At 73.5% G+C, this 17,856-nt stretch carries 20 protein-coding genes and 1 pseudogene; 13 read left to right on the plus strand and 8 right to left on the minus strand.

Features of this window, described 5'->3' with window-relative positions; all coding sequences use genetic code 11:
• From KME75_RS29990 to KME75_RS30005, 4 genes are all read right to left on the minus strand, one after another.
• Positions 1-794 (minus strand): WXG100-like domain-containing protein (locus KME75_RS29990; RefSeq protein ID WP_443690186.1); only part of this gene is annotated, 794 nt, incomplete at its 3' end.
• On the minus strand, positions 791-1,090 hold the full coding sequence (locus KME75_RS29995; RefSeq protein WP_219418263.1) for a type VII secretion target: 300 nt from the start codon (positions 1,088-1,090) through the stop codon (positions 791-793). The genes KME75_RS29990 and KME75_RS29995, both read right to left, overlap by 4 nt.
• Positions 1,087-1,440: a YbaB/EbfC family nucleoid-associated protein gene (locus KME75_RS30000; RefSeq protein ID WP_219418264.1), complete on the minus strand. Its 354-nt coding sequence runs from the start codon at positions 1,438-1,440 to the stop codon at positions 1,087-1,089. The genes KME75_RS29995 and KME75_RS30000 overlap by 4 nt, the downstream gene beginning before the upstream one ends.
• Positions 1,419-2,003: a hypothetical protein gene (locus KME75_RS30005; RefSeq protein WP_219418265.1), complete on the minus strand. Its 585-nt coding sequence runs from the start codon at positions 2,001-2,003 to the stop codon at positions 1,419-1,421. The genes KME75_RS30000 and KME75_RS30005 overlap by 22 nt, the downstream gene beginning before the upstream one ends.
• Before the next feature lie 84 nt (positions 2,004-2,087).
• On the opposite strand from KME75_RS30005, the gene KME75_RS30010 reads away from it, so the two are divergent.
• From KME75_RS30010 to KME75_RS30050, 9 genes are all read left to right on the plus strand, one after another.
• Positions 2,088-2,654: a YceI family protein gene (locus tag KME75_RS30010; protein ID WP_219418266.1), complete on the plus strand. Its 567-nt coding sequence runs from the start codon at positions 2,088-2,090 to the stop codon at positions 2,652-2,654.
• A gap of 117 nt (positions 2,655-2,771) precedes the next feature.
• Entirely contained in the window at positions 2,772-3,266 is a 495-nt protein-coding gene (locus KME75_RS30015) for a signal peptidase II (RefSeq protein ID WP_308283228.1), read from the plus strand.
• A gap of 158 nt (positions 3,267-3,424) precedes the next feature.
• Positions 3,425-4,978: an ABC transporter substrate-binding protein gene (locus KME75_RS30020; RefSeq protein WP_219418267.1), complete on the plus strand. Its 1,554-nt coding sequence runs from the start codon at positions 3,425-3,427 to the stop codon at positions 4,976-4,978.
• Complete coding sequence (locus tag KME75_RS30025; protein WP_219418268.1) at positions 4,978-5,934, plus strand: ABC transporter permease; 957 nt, start codon at positions 4,978-4,980, stop codon at positions 5,932-5,934. Before KME75_RS30020 ends, KME75_RS30025 begins: the two co-directional genes overlap by 1 nt.
• Positions 5,931-6,782 (plus strand): ABC transporter permease, encoded by an 852-nt coding sequence (locus KME75_RS30030; RefSeq protein WP_219418269.1) that lies wholly within the window; start codon positions 5,931-5,933, stop codon positions 6,780-6,782. Before KME75_RS30025 ends, KME75_RS30030 begins: the two co-directional genes overlap by 4 nt.
• Positions 6,783-6,786: 4 nt before the next feature.
• Entirely contained in the window at positions 6,787-8,319 is a 1,533-nt protein-coding gene (locus tag KME75_RS30035) for an ABC transporter ATP-binding protein (protein ID WP_219418270.1), read from the plus strand.
• 15 nt (positions 8,320-8,334) lie between these two features.
• Positions 8,335-8,889 carry a GNAT family N-acetyltransferase gene (locus tag KME75_RS30040; RefSeq protein ID WP_219418271.1) on the plus strand — a complete coding sequence of 185 codons (555 nt, stop codon included), beginning with the start codon at positions 8,335-8,337 and terminating at the stop codon, positions 8,887-8,889.
• Positions 8,886-10,100 carry an MFS transporter gene (locus tag KME75_RS30045; protein WP_219418272.1) on the plus strand — a complete coding sequence of 405 codons (1,215 nt, stop codon included), beginning with the start codon at positions 8,886-8,888 and terminating at the stop codon, positions 10,098-10,100. Before KME75_RS30040 ends, KME75_RS30045 begins: the two co-directional genes overlap by 4 nt.
• Before the next feature lie 125 nt (positions 10,101-10,225).
• Positions 10,226-10,747 (plus strand): gamma carbonic anhydrase family protein, encoded by a 522-nt coding sequence (locus tag KME75_RS30050; RefSeq protein ID WP_308283229.1) that lies wholly within the window; start codon positions 10,226-10,228, stop codon positions 10,745-10,747.
• Positions 10,748-11,173: 426 nt separating this feature from the next.
• Here KME75_RS30050 and KME75_RS30055 read toward each other — a convergent pair whose 3' ends face one another.
• Positions 11,174-11,671, minus strand: a complete 498-nt coding sequence (locus KME75_RS30055; protein ID WP_219418273.1) for an Lrp/AsnC family transcriptional regulator — start codon at positions 11,669-11,671, stop codon at positions 11,174-11,176.
• Positions 11,672-11,828: 157 nt separating this feature from the next.
• Here KME75_RS30055 and hppD point away from each other — a divergent pair, with 157 nt between their 5' ends.
• Positions 11,829-13,034: a 4-hydroxyphenylpyruvate dioxygenase gene (gene hppD / locus KME75_RS30060; RefSeq protein ID WP_219418274.1), complete on the plus strand. Its 1,206-nt coding sequence runs from the start codon at positions 11,829-11,831 to the stop codon at positions 13,032-13,034.
• A 206-nt stretch (positions 13,035-13,240) separates the two neighbouring features.
• On the opposite strand, the pseudogene KME75_RS43875 reads toward hppD, so the two are convergent.
• Positions 13,241-14,020: pseudogene (locus KME75_RS43875) on the minus strand (carbon-nitrogen hydrolase family protein); the annotation flags it as partial.
• A gap of 160 nt (positions 14,021-14,180) precedes the next feature.
• On the opposite strand from KME75_RS43875, the gene trxA reads away from it, so the two are divergent.
• Entirely contained in the window at positions 14,181-14,552 is a 372-nt protein-coding gene (trxA, locus tag KME75_RS30065) for a thioredoxin (RefSeq protein WP_219418275.1), read from the plus strand.
• 86 nt (positions 14,553-14,638) lie between these two features.
• Here the strand turns inward: trxA and KME75_RS30070 are convergent, their stop codons facing one another.
• Positions 14,639-15,475 carry an SAM-dependent methyltransferase gene (locus KME75_RS30070; RefSeq protein WP_219418276.1) on the minus strand — a complete coding sequence of 279 codons (837 nt, stop codon included), beginning with the start codon at positions 15,473-15,475 and terminating at the stop codon, positions 14,639-14,641.
• Between the two features lie 217 nt (positions 15,476-15,692).
• Here KME75_RS30070 and KME75_RS30075 point away from each other — a divergent pair, with 217 nt between their 5' ends.
• On the plus strand, positions 15,693-16,589 hold the full coding sequence (locus tag KME75_RS30075) for a Sco1979 family transcriptional regulator (protein ID WP_219418277.1): 897 nt from the start codon (positions 15,693-15,695) through the stop codon (positions 16,587-16,589).
• Positions 16,590-16,663: 74 nt separating this feature from the next.
• Here the strand turns inward: KME75_RS30075 and KME75_RS30080 are convergent, their stop codons facing one another.
• Positions 16,664-16,909 carry a DUF397 domain-containing protein gene (locus KME75_RS30080; protein ID WP_219418279.1) on the minus strand — a complete coding sequence of 82 codons (246 nt, stop codon included), beginning with the start codon at positions 16,907-16,909 and terminating at the stop codon, positions 16,664-16,666.
• A 539-nt stretch (positions 16,910-17,448) separates the two neighbouring features.
• Here KME75_RS30080 and KME75_RS30085 point away from each other — a divergent pair.
• Positions 17,449-17,688 carry a hypothetical protein gene (locus KME75_RS30085; RefSeq protein ID WP_219418280.1) on the plus strand — a complete coding sequence of 80 codons (240 nt, stop codon included), beginning with the start codon at positions 17,449-17,451 and terminating at the stop codon, positions 17,686-17,688.
• The last annotated feature ends 168 nt before the right edge of the window (positions 17,689-17,856 follow it).

Genomic DNA, 17,856 nt, shown 5'->3' on the forward strand with positions numbered 1-17,856 from the left:
GCGGCCGCGCGCAGGCCGGGCGCCGCGGCCCGCACCTGGGCCGCGGTGTCCCGGATCGCCTCGCTGAGCTGGGCGGCGGTGCCCCCGGCAGCGGCGAGGGCGTCGAGCAGGTCGGAGATCCGGCGGGCGATGGTCTCGGCCAGCTCGAGCGCCGACACGATGATTCGGATCGCGAGATAGCCCAGTGCGCCGCCCGCGGTTACCAGCGCGGCGAGGCCGTAGCCGATGGCCACCTGAACGGCCTTGGCGGCGAACTCGGCGATCAGATCCCGGATCAGCGCGCGTTCGGTGCCGACGAGCGCCCCCGTCGTGAGGATCAGCTGCGCGAGCTGGTCCGCATCGGCCGCGGTGCGGTCCGTCGCCCCGGTGAGCCCGGTGACCGCGGTGCGGTAGGCGTCGCCCGCCGCGCCCTCCCAGCCGGGCAGGGCGGCGGCCTGCGCACGGTGCTCGGCGGCGATCTCGCCCAGCTCGACGCCCACGTTGTGCCACGTCTGTGCCTGCGCGGTGATCTGCGTGGGGTCGCCCGCCAGGGCGTCGAGCGGCTCGTGCAGGAACCACACGTGCTCGATGAGCCAGCCGAACCCGGCCTCGAGCAACGAGTCCAGCGGCCACGCCACGGCGCCCAGGGTGTCGAGGCCGGCGCCCGCCGCCGCGAACGCGACCTGCACCGGGTCGACCTGGTCGGCGGCCAGGGCCTTGTTCAGGTCGGCCCAGCTCGACGCGGCCCCCGCGCCCTCCCAGTTGAGCGGCTGGGCGTCCTCGTGTTCAGGCTCGACGGTCAGGGGGCTGCTCATCGGGGCGCTCCGAACCGGGTGGCGTTGCCGTGCTCGGCGTCGCGGTAGTCGGCGCTCGTGGCCCGCAGCCCGGCGGCGAACGCCGCGGTGACGTCGGCGAGGACTCCGATCGACTCCGACGCGCTCCGGGTGGAGTCGGCGGCCGGCTCGGCGAACACCTGCCCGACGATCCCGTAGGCGTCGCGGTCGAGCGGCCGACCGGCATCGGCGGCCCGCCGCATCCGCTCGGCCAGCTCCTCCACCTGCGCCGCGTGCCCGGCCAGATCCGAGCCGAGCACCCGGAAACCGCCGCTCATCGGAGGAGCTCGGGTGCACCGAAGTGGGACCGGAGCACCGCCATCGCCTCGCTGTCGGCGCCGAGGACCGGCGCCACGGCGTCGGCGGCCGACCGCGCCGCCTCGGCCTGCGCCTGCCGGGCGGTGGCCAGCACCGCGGCCGCGAGCTGTGCGCGCGTCAGGTCGTCGGCCCGCTCGGCGAAGGTGATCTGCTGCAGCGCCCCGCCCGGGGTCACGGTGACGGTGACCGCCCCGTCCCGGCTCGTCGCCGTGCCGCTGACCTCGGCCAGCGCCCGTTGGGCGGCTGTCGTGCGCGCCCGGATGTCCCGCAACCGCTCCTGGTAGGAGGTCAGCCACTGTTGCCCGTCCATGCGGCGGACGGTACGGAGGAGCACCCCGTTCGCGGGGCCGTTCCGGGAAATCCGGGCTCAGCTCCGCAGCACGAACTCCGCCAGTCGTCCAGCCGCACCCGGCCCGGCGCCGACCGGTCCGCCACCAGCAGCGCCCGGTCGGCCACCCACTCCGCAGCGATCGGCGCGCCGGCGAGGGCGGCGGGCACCCGGCCACGGGCCAGCACGACGTCGGCCCGGAACGGCTGGGGGTGCGTGACGGGCACCAGGCCGACGGTGGCGTCGAACACGACGGCGCCGAGGTCGTCCAGCCCGGCCACGGGCGCACCCAGCCACTGCCCGGCCAGCCGTTCGGTGGCGGGGCCGAGCGCGCACCGCGCCGGCGGGACGTCGGCGAGCTCGGCGGTCAGCGCGTCGGTCAACGGTGCGACGAGGTCGGCGGGCACGTGCCCGAGCGGGCGCAGCTTCACGAGCCACTGCTCGGGCGCCGACCACGTGACGCGTGGCTGCGGTGGCCGCGGCAGCGCCGCGAGCGTCGCGACGACCGCGGCCGGCGGGCGGATCGCCACCGACAGCCGGGTCACGAGCACGATGTTCCCACCCGTCGGGGAGCCCCGTCCCCCGTGCGAGGGAGGTAACGCGGGCTCGTTCGGCGCGAGCATCTCCCCATGACGACGACCACCGCCGCCCCCGTCCGGTCCCTCGGGCTGCCGACCGGTCGCTGGGTCGTGGACGCGCGCCGCTCGCACCTCGGCGTTGCCGTGCGCATCGGCGGCCTGGCGACCGTGCGCGGCCGGTTCACCGACGTGCGCGGGCACGTGGACGTCGCAGCGGAACCGGAACGCAGCGCTGTGGTGGCGGAGATCCGCACCGGGTCGCTCACCAGCGGCAGCCCGCGGTGGGACCGCATCCTCACCGCTGCAGGGCTCGTCGACGCCGCCGCGCATCCGGTGCTCACCTACCGGTCCACCGCGCTGCGGGCGCTCCCCACGCCGGGGCGCTGGCGGCTCGACGGCGTCCTCACGACGCGCCGCGGGGCCGAGCGGCTGACGTTCGCGCTGGCCGGGCCCACGGCCGGGGCCGACGGCCGGGCGGGGTTCCGGGCGAGGGCGAAGCTGCCCGCCGTCGTGGCAGCGCAGTTGCTGGCCCGCCGGGACGCGGAGCTGCTCCTCGGGCCCGACCTGGCCTTGGACCTGCAGGTCGAGGTGGCGAAACCGGGCGACTCGCCGAGGTGAGCGAGTCGCCCGAATCCGACACGCGAGTCGGCGGGTTCTGGCAGGCGAGTCGGCCTGAGCCCGCGTGTCGGCATGATGGCGAGAGCCCATCCCCCGTCGAAGCCGAGGTGCCCGCCCGTGACCACTCCCTCCCGACCGCGCCGCCGCGCCCTCTTCGCCGTCCTGGTGGTCGGCCTGGTCGCGCTCGCGTGGGTGACCAAGGAGGTGGTCGAGGGCCTGCTGGCCGACGGCCGGGCCGTCGACCTCGGGCTGCTGCAGCTGCGCCTCACCTACAACACCGGCGTGGCCTTCAGCCTCGGCGCGGGCCTGCCCACCGGCGTGGTCCTCGGTGTCACCGGCGCGGTGACGCTCGCGATCGCGGTCTACGCCTGGTTCACGGTGCCGGCCGTCCCGCTCATCGGGCTGCTCGGGCTCGCCGGGGTCGTCGCGGGTGCGGTGACGAACCTGGTCAACCGCGCGCTCGACGCCGCCGTCACCGACTACTTCCACACCGGCTGGTTCCCCACGTTCAACCTGCCGGACGCGCTCCTCACCGTCGGCGTGGTGCTCGTCGTCATCAGCACGCTGCTGCCGGAGGCGCGGGACGCGGACGCCCCCCGGACGCAGGGCTGACGGTCCGACTCGGACGCAGGGAGGCGACAGCTCGCGCACCTAGCTTGCTTATGAAAATCGTTATCGTCTACGCTCCGGCATCGATCGCGGCCGTTCCCGGCCGTCCGTCCACGCGCGGGTGACGCCCGCGCCGCCGGTCCCGAACGGAGCGTGTTCCCGTGCGCAGACTGCTGACCCTGGCCGCCGTCGCCCTCATGGGCGTCGTCACCGCCTGTTCCGGGGGCGCATCGGCGGGCACGGGCGGCGACCCGGGCACGCTCACGCTCGCCGTCTCGAAGATCAACGCCGGGCTCGACCCCGCCGAGTCGCTGGTCACGAGCTACCTGCGCTCGTTCGGGGCGGGTGAGTCGCTCGCCAAGATCCAGCCGGACGGCACGGTGGCGCCGGAGCTCGCCGAGTCGGTGCAGCAGACCGCGCCGAACGCCTGGACCGTGGTGCTGCGCGAGGGGGCCGCGTTCCACAGCGGCGCCCCGGTCGACGCCGCCGCCGTCCAGGCGTCGCTCGAACGGTCCCGGGAGCACAACGCGCTGGCGGCCAACCTCCTGGACGGCGTGCGCGTCAGCGCCTCCGGCGTACGGACGCTGGTCTTCGAGACCGACGCGCCCGCGCCGTTCCTCGACTTCACGCTCGCGCACTACGAGCTGCAGGTGCACAACGTCGCCGCGTACGAGGGGCTCACCGGCCCCGCGGAGGAGGCCGACCTGACCGGACCGTTCCGGGTCACCGGCTTCACCTCGGAGCGCGAGCTCACGCTGGAGCGCAACCCGGGCTGGTGGGGGGCCGCGCCGACCGTGGAGCGGATCGTGGTGCGGCAGGTCACGGACGCGCAGTCACGCGTGCAGGTGGCGCTCTCCGGTCAGGCCGACGTCGTCGACCTGCTGCCGAGCGACGCGGTCGCCCAGCTCGAGGCGGCCGACGGGCTGACCTTGCAGGGCGCGCCCGCCGCCAACACGGTCGCTGTCTACCTCAACCCGGCGTCCCCGGCCGCCCCCGCGCTCGCCGACCAGCGGGTGCGGCAGGCGCTGGCGTGGGCCGTGGACCGGGCGCAGGTCGCGGAGATCGCGGGGGAGGGTCTGTCGGAGCCCGCGGGGAGCTGGCTCGCGTCCAACCCGGCCTACCCGCAGGCCGACGAGCAGGGCTACCCCCGCCACGATCCCGACCTCGCCGCCCGGCTGCTCGACGAGGCCGGCTGGGTGCTCGGCCCGGACGGGCGCCGCAGCAGCAGCAAGGACGGGCAGCCGCTGCGGTTCCGCCTGCAGACCTGGGGCACCGAGCAGGCCACCGGCGAGGTCCTGCAGGCGCAGTGGGACGCGCTCGGCGTCACCGTGGACCTGTCCTACGTGGACAACGCGCTCGTGCAGCAGGCGCGGGAGCGCGGGGACTGGGACGCCCAGACGGCCGCGTTCACCACGCTGGGCAACGTCCCGAGCCTGATGTCCGTGCAGATCGGCGAGGGCGGGTCGGGCAACTACGGCGGTTACCGGGTGCCCGAGGCGCAGCCGCTGATCGACCGCGCCAACGCGGCGGCCACCGAGGCGGAGCGCACCGCGGCGATCCTGGAGCTCAACGCGCTGATGGCCGAGGTCGTCCCGGCGATCCCGGTGCACCCGCGCCCGCAGGCCACCGCCGTGTCCGACCGCCTCTCCGGGTTCGTGCCGCACCCGCTGCAGTACGAGAACCTGGTCCGGGCCGGCTACGCGCTCGCCGGCTGATGGGCGCCCGGGTCGGACGCGCGGTCGCCGGCGCGGCCGCCGTGCTGCTCGTGGCGTCCGTGCTGGTGTTCGCGCTGATCCGCACCGCCCCGGGCGACCCCGTCGACGTCCAGCTGGGCGAGGCGGGCGGCGTCGGGCTGACGGAGGCCGACGAGGCGCGCATCCGGGCCGAGCGCCTCGCCGAGCTGGGGCTGGACCGCCCGCTGGCCGAGCAGTACGTCCGGTGGCTTGGGCGCATGCTGACGGGCGACTGGGGCGTCTCCTACCTCTCCCAGCGCCCGGTGCTCGGCGAGATGCTCGACCGGCTGCCGGCCAGCCTCGCGCTGGGGCTGCTGGGCTTCGCGGTGGCGCTCGTCGTCGGCGGTGGACTGGCGCTGCTCGCCAGCCGACGCCCGGGCGCGGCCACCGACCACGTGGTGCGCGTGGCCACCCTGCTGACGATCGCCGTGCCGTCCTTCCTGCTCGGGACGCTCGCGCTGCAGGTGTTCACCGGCCTCGTCGACTACCCGGTGGCCGGCCGCGCGACCGCGGAGCGGATCTGGCTCCCGGCGCTCGTGCTGGGCGTGGCGATCTCGCCGACGATGTCGCGGGTGCTGCGGGCCTCGCTGATCGCCGAGCGCGGCAGGCTGTACGCGGTGGCGGCGCTGGCGCGCGGCGCCTCCCCGGGCCGCGCGCTGCTGCGGCACGTCCTGCGGCCCGCCGTGAGCCCGGTGCTGACGCTCGGCGGGCTTGCGTTCGCGTCGCTGGTGACCGGCTCGATCATCACCGAGGCGGTGTTCTCCTGGCCCGGGATCGGGCTCTACGCCGTCGACGCGATCGCCGCGCAGGACTACCCGGTGGTGCAGGCCTACGTGGTGCTCGCGACCGCGCTCGTGGTGCTGGTCAACCGCGGCGTCGATCTCGCCCAGCGACTGCTCGACCCGCGCGGCGAGGCCAGGGCGGAGGCGGTCGCATGACGGCGACCGTGCTGCGGGCCTCCCGCATGCGTGCCGGCGGCCGCGGCCGCAGCCTCCTCGCCGCGGGAACGGTCCTGCTCGGCCTGGTCGTGCTCGTTTCGCTGGCCGCGCCGCTGCTCGCCGGGTACGACCCCACGGCGCAGCAGGTGGGGCCGCGGCTGGCCGCACCCGGCGGCGCGCACTGGCTGGGCACCGACCGGTTCGGCCGTGACTACGCCTCCCGCGTGCTGCACGGCGGCCGGCAGACGCTGCTGCTCACCGGCGCGACCATGCTCACGATCATCGTGATCGGCACGGTCCTCGGCGCCGCCGTCGGCATCGCCGGCCCGCGCCTGGACGACCTCGGCCGGCGCGTGATCGACACGGTCGTCGCGTTCCCGGCCGTGATCGTCATCCTCGCGTTCGTCGGGCTCCGCGGCCCGTCATTGACCACGGTGCTCGGCGGCGCGCTGCTGGTCTGGTGGGCGCCGTTCGCCCGGCTGTCGCGGTCGCTGGTGCGCTCGGCGCTCGCCGAGCCGTCCGCCGTGGCCGCCCGGGCCCTGGGCGCGTCCCGGGGCCACCTGCTGCGCACGGAGGTCCGCCCGCGCCTGGTCGGACCGCTGGGCGTGCTCGCCGCCGTGGAGGCCGGTCAGCTCATCGCGACGGTCGCCGGGCTGAGCTTCCTCGGGATGGGCGCCCAGCCGCCCACCGCGGAGTGGGGCGCGATGCTCGCCGAGGCCCGCGGGGCCGCGCTGGCGCACCCGCACCTCGTGCTCGGGCCGGGGCTCGCCGTACTCGTCACGGTGCTCGCGCTGACCTGCATCGGCGAGGGCTGCGCGACGTCCTCGACCGGTCGACCCAGGTGGTGAGCGTGTGAACCTGCTCGAGGTGCGTGGGCTGTCGGTGGACTACCGCGGCCGCGCCGTGCTCTCCGGCGTCGACCTCGACGTGGTCGCGGGCGAGGTGCTCGTGGTGCTCGGCGGCAGCGGATCGGGCAAGAGCACCTTGCTGCGGGCACTGCTGGGGCTGGTGCCCGAGCCCGGCCGGGTGCGGGCGCAGCGGATGCTCCTGCGCGGTGCGCCGCTCCCGGGCCCGGGCGGCTGGGGTGGCGTGCGCGGCCGCGAGATCGGCATGGTGTTCCAGGACCCCGCGCTCGCCCTCACGCCGCTGCGGCGCGTCGGTTCCCTCGTTCGTGAGGTGGCGGTGGACCCGGCCGAGGTCCACCCGCTGCTCGCGCGCAGCGGGTTCGCCGACCCCGCCCCGGTGGCCGCCCGCCGCGCGTACGAGCTGAGCGGCGGGATGGCACAGCGGGTGGGGTTGGCCCTCGCGATGGCGGGACGCCCCGCCGTCCTGCTCGCGGACGAGCCCACGACCGCGCTGGACGGACCGGCCCGCGAGGAGCTGACCGCGCGGCTGCGCGAGCGCGCCGCGGGGGGCGCGGGCGTGGTGCTCGTGACACACGACGTGAGCGTGGCGGCCGCGCTGGCCGACCGGGTGATCGTCCTCGACGGCGGCCGGGTCGTCGAGACCGGCTCACCCGCGCGCGTGCTCGGCGACCCCGGGACGGACGCCGCCCGCACATTGGTGCGCAACGTCCCGTGGGCGCTGCCGCCGCGCACCCGCCCGGCGCCCGCGCCCGGCCTGCCGACCGCGCTACGGGTGCGCGGCCTGGCCAAGGCCTACCCCCGGACCGGGCCGGTGCTCGCCGGCGTCGACCTCGACGTCGCCGACGGCGAGGTGGTGGGCGTGATCGGGCGCAGCGGCGGCGGCAAGACGACACTGCTGCGCTGCCTCACCGGCCTCGAGCCCCCGGACGCCGGTGAGCTGCGGCTCGGCGGCGTCGACCCGCTGCGCAGCGGCTGGACGGCGGCGCGGCGCACCACGCAGCTCGTCCCGCAGGACCCGCGGGCGTCGCTGAACCCCTGGCGGACCGCTGCCCAGCTCGTCGCCGACCCGCTCGACTTCCACCGCGTCGGCGACCGCGCGTCCCGGCGGGTCCGGGCCGCCGAGCTGCTCGAACAGGTCGGGCTCGGGGGCCTCGGCCACCGCAGGCCCGGCGAGCTGTCCACCGGGCAGTGCCAGCGGGTCGCGGTCGCCCGCGCGCTGGCCGTGCGGCCCCGGCTGCTCGTCGCCGACGAGCCCGCCTCGGCGCTGGACGTGACGTTGCAGGCCGAGGTGCTCGCCCTGCTCTCCGACGTCGTCACCGAGCACGGGATGAGCGCGCTCGTCGTGTCGCACGACCTGCACGTGCTGGAGCGGCTCTGCGACCGGGTCGCCGTGCTGGAGGGCGGCCGGATCGTCGAGGACCTGCCGACGTCCCGGCTGCGCACGGGCGCCGGGCACCCGCAGACGCGGGCGCTGCTGGCCGCCTACCCCGCCGACCCGCTCGCCGTGGCGGTCGGCTGACACCGGAGGAGAACGATGACGGGCTACACGATCCGGCGGGCGTTGAGCGCGGACGACCTGGGCGGGGCGCGCGAGGTGGTGCTGCACACCGCCGACCACGACCTCGGCTACGGCTACCAGCCGCAGTGGCACTGGGACCTCGACCGGCCGGTCGAGACCTACGTGGACAATCCGCGGCAGGCGATGTTCGTGGCGGTCACCCCGGACGAGAAGGTGGTGGCGACCGCGGCGATCCGCGTCGGCGGCCCGAACTGCCCGCCGCACCCCGAGGAACTCGCGCGCCGGTACGCGGACCGGCAGGCCGTCGCCCAGCTGCTGCGGGTGGCGACGCGGCCCGAGCACCGGCGGGCCGGGCTCGCCCGCCGCCTCGTCGCCGCCTGCCAGGAGTTCGTGCGGGCCGACGGCGGCTACCGCGTGATCTACCTGCACACCAACGCGAACGTGCCGGCGGCCGAGCCGTTCTGGCGCTCGCTGCCCGTCGTCGAGATCCGGGACGACCGGGGCGACGAGCGCGACGCGCGGTTCGCCACCGTCCACTTCGAACTGCCGCTGGACGCGCGCGTCGCGTGAGGACGCTGCGGGAGCTGTCGCCCGCGGCGCGGCTGCTGGTCGTCAACCAGTTCGGCATCAACGTCGGCTTCTACCTGGTGCTGCCGTTCCTGGCCGGCTACCTGCGCGACGACCTGGGGTATGCGACGGCGGTGGTCGGCCTCGTCCTCGGCGTCCGCACGCTCGCCCAGCAGGGACTGTTCCTGCTCGGCGGCACCGCGGCGGACCGGCTCGACTGCCGGCCGGTGATCGTCCTCGGCTGCGCGCTCCGCGTCGTCGCGTTCGGGCTGCTCGCGACCGTGACGGCGCTGCCCGGGATCGTCGTGGCGGTTACGCTGACCGGGCTGGCCGGGGCGCTGTTCAACCCCGCCGTGCGGACCTACCTCAGCCACGAGGCGGGCGGCCGCCGCGCGGAGGTGTTCGCGGTGTTCGGCGTCGCGGCGCACGCCGGCGCGCTGGTGGGGCCGCTGCTCGGCACGCTGCTGCTCGCCGTGGACTTCCGGCTCGCCGCGCTCGTGGCGTGCGGCGTGTTCGCCGTGCTGACCGTCGCGCAGGTGCTCGTGCTGCCCGCGCAGGACGTGCCGCGCGCCGAGCGCGGGGTGCTCGGCAGCTGGGGCGAGGTGCTGCGCAACCGCCGGTTCCTCGCGTTCACACTGTGCGGCTCGGCGTACTTCGCGCTGTACCACCAGCTGTACCTCCTGCTGCCACTGGAGGCGGAACGGGTGACGGGGTCGGCGGCCGCGGTCGGGGCGGTGTTCGTGGTGTCGACGGTGGTGGGGATCGCGCTGCAGATCCCGATCACCGCGTGGTGCCGGGCCCGCTGGAGCGCGGGCACCGCGGTCGCCGTCGGGCTGACCACGATGGGCGCCGGGTTCCTCCCGCTGCTGGTGGCGGCGCCGCTCACCGTGGCGGCCGCGGGCTGGGGCGCGGCGGTCCCGGTGCTCGCCGGCACGGCCGTGCTCACCCTGGGCACGGCGATCACGAACCCGTTCACGATGCAGCTACTGCCGGTGGTGGGCAGCGAGCGGCTCGTCGGGACCTACTACGGCGCCTTCTACGGGGTGTCCGCGATCGTCACGGCCGCGGTGGCCGCACTCGTCGGCGCCCTGATCGACCTGCCGGACGCGCGGTCGGCCCCCGCCGCCGTCCTGCTCGGTGTCGGGCTGGCCGGGGCGCTGGGGGTCGCGGTGCTGCAACGCCGCGGGCTGCTGGCCGAGGAGGTGCGGGCGTGACGGGCGCGGCGAGGGACACGGGTCGCGGGGCTGAGGGTGCAAGGAGGTAGCTGATCGAACGGCACTTTCGTCCGAACCTATTGTGCGAACGTGCCGTTCGCGCAACTCGGATCGGGAGGAAGCCCGTGAGCAATCCCCACATCGTGATCAACGGTGCCGGCCCACAGGTGCACGCCGAGGCGTGGGTGGCGCCCTCGACCGTGCTCGCCGGCCGCGTGGCCGTCGCCGAGCGGGCCAGCATCTGGTACTGCTCGGTGCTGCGCGCGGACATGGACACCATCACGGTGGGCGCCCGCAGCAACATCCAGGACGGCAGCGTCGTGCACGCCGATCCCGGCTACCCCGTCACGATCGGGACGGGGGTCAGCGTGGGGCACCGGGCGGTGCTGCACGGCTGCACGATCGGCGACGACGTGCTGATCGGGATGGGCGCGGTGGTGCTGAACGGCGCCCGGATCGGGGCCGGCTCGCTGATCGCGGCAGGCGCGGTGGTGCTGGAGGGCACCGAGGTGCCGTCCGGGTCGCTCGTCGCGGGGGTGCCGGGCAAGGTCCGCCGCGAGCTGTCCGACGACGAGCGTGCCTCGATCCTCACCAACGCCGAGGTCTACTGCACGCTCGCCGCGACCCACGCCGCCGCGACCTCCTGAGCACGACCGACACGCGAGTCGCCCGTTCGGACACGCGAGTCGCCCGTTTCGGACACGCGAGTCGCCCGTCCCGGGCGGCGAGTCGCCCGTTCTGGACACGTGAGTCGCCCGTTCTGGACACGTGAGTCGCCCGTTCTGGACACGTGAGTCGCCCGTTCTGGACACGTGAGTCGCCTGTTCTGAACACCTGAGTTGCCCGTCGTCGACACGCGAGTCGCCAGTTCTCGACACGGGGAGTCGCTCCGCCGGCCGAGCCTGCCGGGTCCCGGGGGACTCGCGAGACGTTCGGGGCGACTCACACGTCAGTTCCGGGCGACTCGCGTGTCTGTTTCGGGCGACTCGCGTGTCTGTTTCGGGCGACTCGCGGGTCTGTGTCGGGCGACTCGCGTGTCTGTTTCGGGCGACTCGCGCTCGGTCGCGGGGTTGCTACGGCGCGTCCCGGTAGGCGGGGGCGCGCCGCGGGGCGGTGCGGGGCCTGCCCTCCAACAGCGGCAGCGTGCGCGGTGCCACCACCTCCGAGAGCACGACCACGCTGGTCGACCGGGCGACGGTCGGGGTGCGGTTGAGCTCGATGAGCGTCTGCTGGAGGTCCTCGTGGGAGGACGCGGCCAACCGGCACAGCACGTCGGACGAGCCCGTGGTCGCGTACGCCTCGACGACCGCCGGCAGCGCGGCGAGCTCGCTCGCGACGTCCTCCAGCGCACCTTGGGCGATCTCCAGGCTCACGAACGCCTGCACCGGGAACCCCGCGGCGGCCAGGTCGACGTCCGGGCCGTACCCGGTGATGATCCCCGCCCGCTCCAGCCGGTCCAGGCGCGCCTGTGCGGTGCCGCGGGCCACGCCGAGCACCCGTGCCAGCTCGACGAGCGGGATGCGGGGACTCTCGTGCAGCACGCGCAGCAGGTCCACGTCGAGGGCGTCCATCCGCGGGCCTCCGTCTTCTGGTCGGATTGCTCAGCTTTACGCCGCCCGATCCCGGCAATCTGAGCACTCGGACCAGCTCTAGGGGTAACTCTTGCGCAGGATAGCGGGAGCGCGGTGTCCTGGTGTCCACCCGACCCGACGCCGAGGAGGCCGTGCGATGAGTATCGATCAGACGCTCACCGACCAGGAGCGACTGGCCGAGCTGGACCTCGACCAGCTCCGCCAGCTCGTCGGCCTGGTGGAGTACGACGCCGAGGCCGACCCGTTCCCGGTCACCGGCTGGGACGCCGTCGTCTGGGCCGTCGGCAACGCCACCCAGGCCGCGCTGTACTACCAGCACGTGTACGGGATGGAGCTGGTCGCCTACTCCGGGCCCGAGACCGGCAACCGCGACCACCACGCGTACGTGCTGCGTTCGGGCGCGGTGCGGTTCGTGCTCAAGGGCGGGGTCGACCCGGCGAGCCCGCTGCACGACCACCACCGCCGCCACGGCGACGGGATCGTCGACATCGCCCTCGAGGTGCCCGACGTCGACCGTTGCATCGCCCACGCCCGCGCCCAGGGCGCCACCGTGGTTGAGGAGCCGCACGACGTCACCGACGAGCACGGCACGGTGCGGGTCGCGGCGATCGCGACCTACGGGGAGACCCGCCACAGCCTCGTCGACCGCTCCCGCTACACCGGCCCGTACCTGCCCGGCTACGTCGCCCGCAGCTCCGGGTACGTGAAGCCCGCGGGAGAGCCGAAGCGCCTGTTCCAGGCCCTGGACCACGTGGTCGGCAACGTGGAGCTCGGCCGGATGGACGAGTGGGTGCAGTTCTACAACCGCGTCATGGGCTTCACGAACATGGCCGAGTTCGTGGGCGACGACATCGCCACCGACTACTCGGCGCTGATGAGCAAGGTGGTGGCCAGCGGCAACCACCGCGTGAAGTTCCCGCTGAACGAGCCGGCCGTCGCGAAGAAGCGCTCGCAGATCGACGAGTACCTGGACTTCTACGCCGGGCCGGGGGCGCAGCACCTCGCCCTGGCCACGAACGACATCGTGCGCACGGTCGACGTGCTGCGGTCCAAGGGCGTGCAGTTCCTCTCCACCCCGGACTCGTACTACACCGACCCGGCCCTGCGTGCGCGGATCGGGGAGGTCCGGGTGCCGATCGAGGAGCTGCAGTCCCGCGGGATCCTCGTCGACCGCGACGAGGACGGCTACCTGCTGCAGATCTTCACCAAGCCGATCGGCGACCGCCCGACCGTGTTCTTCGAGCTCATCGAGCGGCACGGCTCGCTCGGCTTCGGCAAGGGCAACTTCCAGGCGCTGTTCGAGGCGATCGAGCGTGAGCAGGCCCGGCGCGGCAACTTCTGACGTCGCCGCCCGCTCATCCGCCGGCGGCCGCCGGGGGGTCCGCCGCCGACGGCTGGGCGGGCGCGTCGAGGAACGTGGCGGCCGGCATCGGCCGCCGGTCGACCTGGAGGCGGAAGACGTCCGGGCGGGCCGACCGGGTCGAACTGGCGGCGGGCCGCCCGTGCCCGGCCGAGGTCGAGATCGGCCATCACGATGCCCTCCTCGCCCTCGAGGGGCCCGGCGAGCAGGTCGCCGTCCGGACCGACGATGCAGCTGTTGCCGCGCGCGAGCCAGTCGTCGGCGCCGCCGTAGACCTCGTCGCGGCCCGGGATGTCGTCGGGGAGGTCGGAGCCGCGCAGGCAGTAGGTGACCCCGACGACGTGCATGCGGCCCTCTTTGGCGATGTGCCGCATCGTGGGCACCCACATCTCGCTGTTGTCCCACGTCGGGGCCACGTGGATGTCGATGTGCTGGGCGTAGAGGGCGTAGCGGGCCAGGGGCATGTAGTTCTCCCAGCAGATCAGCCCGCCGAGCCTGCCGATCGCGGTGTCGAGCACCGGCATCGTCGACCCGTCGCCGTAGCCCCAGACGAGGCGCTCGCCGCCGGTCGGCATCAGCTTGCGGTGCGCGGCGAGCACGTCGCCGTCGGGGCCGAGCCACAGCTGGGTGTTGTAGAGCGTCGCCCCGTCGAGCTCGTTCACGCCCATGGACACGTACGCGCCTGCGGATCGCGCCGCCTTGCCGAGCTGCTCGGTGACCGGCCCGGGGATGGTGACGACCTGGTCGAGCAGGCGCTGGTACCACCGGGCCGGTCCGTCGGCCCACGGCGTGGTGCGCCACACCCAGTCCGGGTAGGTCGGGATGTACGCCTCCGGGAAGGCGATCAGGCGAGCGCCGGCCCCGGTCGCCTCCCGGATCAGCCGCACCGCTTTGTCGACCGTCGCGTCGCGGTCGAGGAATATCGGGGCGGCCTGAACGGCAGCGGCGGTGACGGTCGTGGTCGACATGGGAGGCCTCCTCCGGCCCGCGAGGTGCGGTACATGGTGACGCCGGCGACCACCCTGGCAAGGCCTGGTCGCTGCGCCCCCGGGGCACCCCACGGGGAACACCGTCCGGAGCCCGGCTGTTGTCCGGACGGAACGGACGAAACGACGCAGGAGGGCCGCAGTGGCCACGATCGAGCTGACCACCGACAACTTCAACGACACGGTCGGGGCGCCCGGCACCGTGCTCGTCGACTTCTGGGCCGAGTGGTGCGGGCCGTGCCGCCAGTTCGCGCCCGTCTTCGAGAAGGCGTCCGAGCGGCACGGGGACATCACGTTCGGCAAGGTCGACACCGAGGCGCAGGTCGAACTGGCACAGGCGTTCGGCATCTCCTCGATCCCGACGCTGATGGCCGTGCGGGACGGGGTGGTGCTCTACGCCGAGCCCGGTGCGTTGCCGGAAGCGGCGTTGGAGGACCTCATCGGCCAGGTTCAGGCCGTCGACATGAACGAGGTGCGCCAGAGCGTGGCGGAGCAGCAGCGCGACGAGTCCTGACGGCAGTGGCCCCCACCGGTCGGGAGCTCGCCGGTGAGGGCCCACTGGGTCGGACGTCGGGGACGCGCCGGGGTGCGGGTCGCCGATCAGGGCTTGCGGCCGACCGCTCCGACGATGCACTGCTGCACCGGGACCATCGGCTTCACACGCGGCCCGTCGGGCCACCAATCGGCGCACAGCACGAGTCCGGGATCCACGAGTTCGAGGCCCGCCAGCATGCTCTCGATCTCCGCGCGGGTGCGGAATGCGCCACTGCCCATCGGGCTGTGGATGAAGATCTCTTCCATCTTGCGCGCGAGCGCGCTGTATTCGGTGGTCTCCGGGTCGAAGAAATGGCTCAGGGCGACGTAGGAGCCCGAGGGCAGTGCGTCGATGTACGCAGTCATGATCTCGGCGTACCGGTCACCGGTGTAGTGGTGCATGGTGCCGCACTGGTAGAGCGCAATGGGCTCGGAGAAGTCGAGCGTCCTGCGCACGACCTCGTTCTCGAGGACCTGGCTCGGCTCGAAGATGTCGGCCGCGATCAGGTGCGTCTGGTCGTTCTCCTCGAGCAGCGCGCGACCGTGCGCCAGTACCACTGGGTCGTTGTCGACGTACACGACGCGGGCGTCGGGTTGGAGGCGCTGCACGACCTGGTGGGTGTTCTCCGCCGTCGGCAGCCCGGAGCCGCAGTCGAGGTACTGGGTGATCCCGGTCTGGCTCGCGATGAAGCGCGAAGCGCGGATGAGGAACTCGCGGTTGTCCCATCCGAGTTGCGTGGCCTCCGGCGCCACCTCCTGGATCCGACGAAGGACCTCACGGTCGATCTCGTAGTTGTCCTTGCCGTTCAGGAATGCGTCGTACACACGCGCGACGCTCGCCTTCGACACGTCGATGTACGGTGGAACGGCTTCGTCGGATGCGGGGGCCTCAGCACTGGGCATACGTCGCCTCACTACTCAGTTGATCATGGATCCGGACCCTACGTCGGCAAGCCGAGTGTAGGGCAACCCGTGATCGGGTTGAACCGTAGGGATCATGGCCTCACGAACCGCGAATGACGTGTACCGTTCATCGACGGGCACGACGCGGCCATCCTTCTGCTGTGCACGGGGGAAGGCGGCGGTTTCTGGCGGGTCGGATGCTGCACGGGAGGAGTCGATGGCCGAGGAGAGCGGTCACTCCGAGGCCACCTCTGCGCGAGGTGAGCCCGCACGCGGAGTCACGGCCCGACGAATCGTTCTCGGCGCCCAGCTGCGGCGCCTGCGGGAGGCGGCGGGCATCTCCCGCGCGGACGCCGGTTACGTCATCCGCGCGTCCGACTCGAAGGTCTCCCGCCTCGAGCTCGGCAGGGTCGCGTTCAAGGAACGTGACGTCACCGACCTGCTGAGCACCTACGGCATCACCGACGCCGAGGAGCGCGCCGCGTTCCTCGACATGGTCAAGCACGCCAACGAGCCCGGCTGGTGGCGCCGGTACAACGACGTCACCCCGGGCTGGTTCCAGGACTTCGTGGGGCTGGAGGAGTCCGCGTCCCGGATCCAGGCCTACGAGCTCCAGTTCGTGCCCGGCCTGCTCCAGACCCAGGCGTACGCGCTCGCGATCGCCACCCGCGGCCGGGCCCAGTTCATCACTCCGGACGTCGAACGTCGCATCGCGGTGCGCATGCAGCGGCAGAAGATCCTCACCGGCGTCAACCCGCCGAAGCTGTGGGTCGTGATGGACGAGTCGGTGCTCCACCGGCCCATCGGCGGCAGGCGGATGCTGCGTGAGCAGCTCGAGCACGTGCTCGAATGCTCGCGCCAGCCCAACATCACGGTGCAGATCGTGCCGTACCACCTGAGCGGATACGCCGCCGAGGGCTCGTTCACCCTGCTCCGGTTCGCGGAGCCGGAACTGCCCAACGTGGTGTACGTCGAGCACCTCAGCGGGGCGCACTACCTCGACAACCTCGACGAGATCGAGGTGTACAGCCGCGCGCTCGACCGCCTCATGGTCGATGCGGAGACTCCCGACAAGTCCCGGCAGTTGCTGTCCAAGGCGCTCGCCGAGATGTGACGACATGACGACGACGACGAAGGCCGGGGTCCGCTCGCGTGAGCGGCCCCGGCCTTCGTCGTCGTCGCGGTCGTTCAGATGTCGGCGGGCGCGGCAGGGAACTCCCCGTTCTCCACACCGCCCACGAACGCCGACCACTCGGCGGGCGTGAAAACCAGCGCCGGCCCGGTCGGGAACCGGGAGTTGCGCAGGGCGACCTCGCCGTTGTCGAGGGCCGCCACCTCCACGCAGTTGCCCAGGTTGCCGCTGAAGCTGCTCTTCCGCCAGAGGGTGTCCGGGATCAGTGTCGCCGGGCAGCCGTTGTGCACCTCGTTCGGCATGTCCATCATCCCCGCTTCTGCCGAGTTGTCGTCGTGCCAAAGTACCATCGTGCATCTGCACGTGCATATGCATTGTGCCGCCTGCCGGTGAGCTCGCTGTCCCTCCGGCGCCTGGTCCTGGGTGCTCGCCAACGCGACGCGAGCGCATTTCGGCTGGTCAGCCTCCTTATTATTGCAAATTGATGACGATCACGACGCCCAGCGGGGCTCTGCACTGATGGCGGCGAGATGCAAGCGCATCTGCACGAGCACCTGCACGCGTGCAAGCTGAATTTGCATCTGCATCCTGTGACCGGCAGACTGCTCTACGTGCACGCGACCGCGATGATCGCCTTGATCAGACCGAGCGGACCCTGGTCCGCGACGCGCGCAGCACACGGCAGCGGGTGGCCGGCGCGCTTCGGTGCCGGGCTGCGGCGCCTGTTCCGGCGGGGTCACCACCGGGTCGGCAACCACCCCCAGCGCCAGTGGACGATGACGCTCGCCCCCGCACTGCGATCCGCACGGTTGCGTGGCCGCGTCGGTCGGCAGGTGCGCTGATGGCGAGCGTCCCGGCACCGCGGCAGCCGAACGACCAGATCCGCAGCATCGCCGAGATCCTCGCGTTCACGTTCTCCGCCGCGGAGCTGCGGCAGATCCTCGACGAGCACACCGCCGACGCCAGCGGGCACTGCCGCGGATGCCGCTACCCCACGACCGCGTCGCCCACCTGGCCGTGCCGGCTGTGGGAGATCGGGGCCGAGTCGGAGCGCATCAGGCGCGCGGCGCGGCCGGCGTAGCGAGTTCTCCGAGGTTCTTCTCGAGGCGGTGTCGATCCGGCCCTAGAGCGTGTCCCGTGGATCATGCGGGTCGGCTGCGGTAGATCTCTTCTGTGCTTGATCGCCACGACTTGACCGACGCGGAGTGGGCACGGCTGGAGCCGTTGCTGCCCGACCGGACACCGCGAC

This window comes from Pseudonocardia nigra (assembly GCF_019396355.1).
Lineage (GTDB): Bacteria > Actinomycetota > Actinomycetes > Mycobacteriales > Pseudonocardiaceae > Pseudonocardia > Pseudonocardia nigra.